The organism is Neisseria sp. P0021.S006 (assembly GCF_051956895.1).
This window is the reverse complement of the sequence record NZ_JBQCWZ010000961.1, coordinates 1-562: the sequence shown is the minus strand read 5'-3', so window position 1 is coordinate 562 and position 562 is coordinate 1. Positions and strand designations below refer to the sequence as shown.

Here is a 562-nt window from a genome sequence, read left to right as displayed (position 1 = left end):
CATTGGAATACTTTTTTGGGCAAGGTAAAGGAAGTATCCGCTACCGGCGATGCAGGCAAGCGCGGCGGCAAAGCCATGCCAGCGGAAGCCTTCCTGTTGTGCCAGCTTTAAGCCCAATGGCCAGCCGATTTCCAGCATACCGGCTAAGATTAAATAAAACCAACTCATAATATGTCCTGATAGTGTGTTAAGGTTTCAGACGGCCTTGGAAAAATTGTTTTCTTCCGAAAGTTCAACGCGTTGTCCGATATCTTTTAGATTGGCGTATTGTTCGACCAAGCGCGGTACATCGTCCAAACTCATTGCAAACATCCATAAATAAGTGCTGACGGAATAGATATGGCCGGCGCTGCCATAGCCTTTAAGCGTCATGTGTATAAAGGCAAAGCCGAACAATACGCTCATCGCTATGCCGATACTGAGATAGCCTAAGGCTTCGCGGTTGGAAATCAGCACGCGTAGTTTGGCAACCCAGTCATAGTGGCGGTAGAGCTGATGCTCGTTGCCGTCGCGGATAAGGTGGTTGTCGCGTTCAAGTCGGTTGTTTAAACGGAAATATAGG

At 48.2% G+C, this 562-nt stretch carries 2 protein-coding genes; both read right to left on the bottom strand.

Annotated features, from left to right (window positions below; translation table 11 throughout):
* On the bottom strand, positions 1-168 hold a 168-nt coding region (locus tag ACTHUM_RS18160; protein WP_440403704.1), incomplete at its 3' end, for a DMT family transporter.
* A 27-nt stretch (positions 169-195) separates the two neighbouring features.
* On the bottom strand, positions 196-562 hold a 367-nt coding region (locus tag ACTHUM_RS18155; RefSeq protein WP_440403703.1), incomplete at its 5' end, for an ABC transporter six-transmembrane domain-containing protein.